The following is a 3,202-nucleotide window of genomic DNA, read 5'->3' as shown; positions in this document are numbered from 1 at the left end:
TTCTTCATCATCGTCTCCTACGTAACGTATCGCAGAAAACTCCAATTATGACTGTCTCAGTTTAGGGGAAGTGGACACCACCACAAAGACCAGAAATAAAGCCAACAATAAAAAAGGACTTTAAACTGGACTCTGTGTCTCGCTGCTTAGGGCGTAAGGCAAAGCTAATCCCGCTATAAACGATAACGGCGCCTAATAAAAACTCTAGAATGCTCGTGGCTTGTGTATTTAAGAAATTTAAGAGCACCACGCCAATGATGCTAGATGGCACAATACCCAATAAGGTTGTATTGGCTATACGCCAATCAATATGGTGTAAATGTTTGGGTAGGGCGACAGCACTATTGACTAAGCTAATTAAGCTAACTACTGTTGCAATGAAGGGGACGCTAGTGAGTTCGGCGCCACTGCTGATGCCGATGACGATCATGGCTAGGCCGAAACCCGTCACGGTTTGAAAGTAGGTGCCAAGAGCAATGACGAGAAGTAATAGACTAACCGTGACAAAGGTCATAAATCCGTCCTATTTTGAGCTTGTAAAGACGTTACAGTAATGACGTAAAAAATATCTTGTGTGCTGCAGCCTCTAGATAAGTCATTGGCAGGCTTAGCCAAGCCTTGTAATAAAGGTCCAATTGCCACCGCTCCTCCTAGGCGTTCGGCAATCTTATAACCAATATTGCCTGCTTCTAGGTTAGGGAATATAAAGACATTCGCGGCTCCATTGACCGAGGAGTTCTTTATCTTTTTAGCTGCAATCGTAGGAATAATTGCGGCATCAAATTGAACATCTTCATCGATCGCTAAATGAGGTAGTGCTGCTTTAACGCGTTGTGCTGCTCTGGTGACTTTAGTGACAGCAGGGTGATTTGCACTCCCTGCCGTTGAAAAACTCAACATGGCGACGCGGGGCTCAGTTTGTAATAAAATGTTAGCGCTCTGGGTAGCGGCAATAGCGATGGCGGCAAGCTCTTCTTCGGATGGGTTAATGACTAAACCGCAGTCACTAAAGATGACCCCCTTTTGCACTGGGTGATGGGGTTGGTTAAGAAGCATCAAGAAAAAGCTTGAAACTAAATCGGCATCAGGGGATTTACCTATAATCTGCAGAGCGCTACGTACAACATCTGCTGTGCTGTAGACGGCCCCAGCAACAGAGCCGTCAGCGTAGTTGCAATGGACTAACATAGAGGCAAAACAGAGAGGATCTAGTAAGGCTGTTCTGGCTTTGTCCTCCGTCATGCCTTTATGCGCTCGTTGCTTGACTAAGGCCTCGCACAATATATCTGCTTTTGATGAGAGTTGTGGGTCTTCTAGACCAAGGTCGGATAGATTGATTTGCAGTTGTGTGGCAGTGTCTTCAATGCGTGTTTTATCACCTACGAGTATCATTTTTGCGATACCTTGGTGATGGGCATCATAAGCGGCTTGTAATATGCGTGGGTCATCTGCCTCGCAGACTACAATGCGACTAGGTGCTTGCTTGGCCGATTGGATAAGTTGTTCAAGTAGTTTCATGTCTCGCAGTGTCTCGATTATTGGTATATTTTGTTTCGTTTATTGTTGTTAGTTAAATTTAACGATAATTTGACAGGCGGTCAATGATTTGCCATCTTTTTTGGTATTATGTGTTCTAAATAATGAATTTATTGGTGAAGTGAATGAGTGAAAACCAAAACTTGGCTACCCAAGGATCGATAAAAATTGCTGGTGATACACCAACAATGCGCCTTTTTAGCCTCTTAGAATTAATTGCATCCCAAGACAAGCAGTTCTCTTTACAGGATTTAGTGGATAGTACTGATCTACCTAAACCCACCGTGCATCGTATGTTGCAGCAGCTAGAAAGCTCAAATATGTTGACTAGAGACACGGATGGACGGCATTACTGCGTGGGTGGGCGTCTACGTCGCTTAGCTGAGGATTTGTTGTTTAATGACACTAAATATGGGGCGCGTCATGCTGTGTTGCGTGCTTTAGGTAATGAGTTGGGTGAAAGTTGCAACTTAACAGGCTTGTCGGGCAACGAGGTACTGTATTTGGATCGAGTCGAAACCGAGGCTCCTTTGCGTTTTTACTTGCGTCCCGGCTCTAAAGTACCTGTGCATTGTTCTGCGAGTGGCAAAGTATTATTGGCACAAATGACACCTGCTCAACGGCGTAGGTTGTTAGAAAACGTACCTTTTGAAATCTATACCAAAAACACCATTCAAACCCTTGACGAGCTAGAGAAAGAGATTGAAAAAGTCAAAGAGCAGGGCTATGCCTTTGATAATGAGGAGTTTTTGCCAGGTTTATTCTGTGTGGCTGTATTGGTGCCTAGGGCGAATGGCAGCCGATCCAACATGGCTGTAGCCACACAAGCTCCTATTATGCGTATGACGGCAGAAAAGGCGCTCGCTTCTTTACCTGCGCTACAACGTGCAGCGCAGGCCTTAATGAAAATTGAAGCGCAGTTGGATGAGAATAATTAACGCCGTTTTACACGAAGACTAAAGATAAAATCATCGAGAAAATGGTTATCTAGCCCTTTGTGTAAATCGGCAATCAGGTACTGAGGGTAAAGCTGACTTAGATCTAAATTAATCCCTAACCCACAAATTTCGACCCCCTGTTTTGCATATTGGGATAGAACGTGCTGTAAGTGGTTGTCTAAATAATAGTCATCATTCGCAAGATTTGTTGCACTGTCCATGGGACAACCATCTGAAATCACATACAGCAGTTTTCGTTGACTGGGTTGGCTAAGCAGTCGTTGACAAGCCCAATGGACGGCCTCACCATCGATCCCTTCACGATAAAGATCAAGCTTCAGAAGGGCCATGATGGAGCGGTTCGCATGACGCCATGTGGTATCGGCATCCTTGAAAATCCGGTGATCGATCTCGTTTGGTCGTCCTGGGTGTTTTTTACGCCCTTTAGACATCCAACGTCTATAAGGTTTGCCGCCATTCCAGGCATTCGTAGAAAAACCTAATACTTCGGTTTTTGCACCGCTGCGTTCAATTGCTCGGCTGAGTAAATCAACCATCATCGTAATGGTTTCTGCGTTGCCTTTCATGGATCCAGAGCAGTCAATTAAAAAGCTAACACTGCATTGATTGATAAGCTGTTGTATAGGTTGCTTAATTGAAGCTCACCCAGCTAAAGCAAGGTGATTCTTGTTGTCATCGGTTTAGGCGCCGTGATATTCAATCACGCC

At 44.6% G+C, this 3,202-nt stretch carries 4 protein-coding genes; 1 reads left to right on the top strand and 3 read right to left on the bottom strand.

The features are described from left to right. Positions 1-61: 61 nt before the first annotated feature. Positions 62-514, bottom strand: coding sequence for a TSUP family transporter (locus Q0Z62_RS10705; protein ID WP_298054461.1), 453 nt, complete (start codon positions 512-514; stop codon positions 62-64). Continuing rightward, on the bottom strand, positions 511-1,518 hold the full coding sequence (gene pta, locus Q0Z62_RS10700) for a phosphate acetyltransferase (protein WP_298054458.1): 1,008 nt from the start codon (positions 1,516-1,518) through the stop codon (positions 511-513). The genes Q0Z62_RS10705 and pta overlap by 4 nt, the downstream gene beginning before the upstream one ends. Before the next feature lie 143 nt (positions 1,519-1,661). On the opposite strand from pta, the gene Q0Z62_RS10695 reads away from it, so the two are divergent. After that, on the top strand, positions 1,662-2,474 hold the full coding sequence (locus Q0Z62_RS10695; protein ID WP_298054453.1) for an IclR family transcriptional regulator: 813 nt from the start codon (positions 1,662-1,664) through the stop codon (positions 2,472-2,474). Here the strand turns inward: Q0Z62_RS10695 and Q0Z62_RS10690 are convergent. Further along, positions 2,471-3,106 carry a hypothetical protein gene (locus tag Q0Z62_RS10690; RefSeq protein WP_298054469.1) on the bottom strand — a complete coding sequence of 212 codons (636 nt, stop codon included), beginning with the start codon at positions 3,104-3,106 and terminating at the stop codon, positions 2,471-2,473. The genes Q0Z62_RS10695 and Q0Z62_RS10690 overlap by 4 nt on opposite strands. Positions 3,107-3,202: the final 96 nt, after the last annotated feature.

The organism is uncultured Paenalcaligenes sp. (assembly GCF_947630565.1).
GTDB classification, from domain to species: Bacteria; Pseudomonadota; Gammaproteobacteria; order Burkholderiales; family Burkholderiaceae_B; genus Paenalcaligenes; species Paenalcaligenes faecalis.
Note: the sequence above shows the minus strand (reverse complement) of the source record. Positions and strands in the feature narration are given on the sequence as shown.

Bases quoted from the DNA above. Each gene is read 5' to 3' on its own strand.
- Q0Z62_RS10705 (WP_298054461.1), bottom strand. From the start codon at position 514: ATGACCTTTGTCACGGTTAGTCTATTACTTCTCGTCATTGCTCTTGGC.
- pta (WP_298054458.1), bottom strand. From the start codon at position 1,518: ATGAAACTACTTGAACAACTTATCCAATCGGCCAAGCAAGCACCTAGT.
- Q0Z62_RS10695 (WP_298054453.1), top strand. From the start codon at position 1,662: ATGAGTGAAAACCAAAACTTGGCTACCCAAGGATCGATAAAAATTGCT.